Source organism: Rhizobium sp. PRIMUS64 (assembly GCF_023006465.1).
Lineage (GTDB): Bacteria > Pseudomonadota > Alphaproteobacteria > Rhizobiales > Rhizobiaceae > Rhizobium > Rhizobium leguminosarum.
Genome location: NZ_JALBGX010000344.1, coordinates 1 through 462, shown reverse-complemented (window position 1 = coordinate 462; position 462 = coordinate 1). Strand labels below are relative to the sequence as shown.

The window sequence follows — 462 nt, the reverse complement described above, 5'->3', positions numbered from 1 at the left end:
TGGATGTAATCACGAATGGCAGCATAATAGGCAGCCGATCCGCCATGCCGGATGAGTGCGCCGGTATTGGCAAAGAAGCGGCCGGCATCGCCGATGCGGCTCATCGGATCCTGGACAGGTGCGATCTCATGAAAGCGGTAAGGAAGACCGGCGATCTGATCGGCGTTGAACACGGTGTAGGTCTTGAGGAATGGAATGTCCTGTTCGATCTCCGTGCCTGTCTCGGTCGTCTCGGTGCGGATGAACGAACTGGCAAAGACTACGGTCGTGCCGGTTTCGCCCTTGCGGACGGCGCCGCCGAGTTCGATTGCCTGGCGAAACGTCATCCAGCGTGATGAGGCAAAGCCGCGGGCGATGGTTTCGGACCAGAGGAGCAGGACATTGATCCCGGTATAGGGTTGGCCATTGTGGCGCAGTGGCCGGCTGACCTCACTTGCCGCCTGTCCCGTCGTCCAGGGCCTG

General features: G+C 60.4%; 1 protein-coding gene. It reads right to left on the bottom strand.

Translation table 11 applies throughout. The annotated features are described in order from the left end of the window. On the bottom strand, positions 1-462 hold a 462-nt coding region (locus MOV76_RS40415; protein ID WP_247266627.1), incomplete at both ends, for an ArdC-like ssDNA-binding domain-containing protein.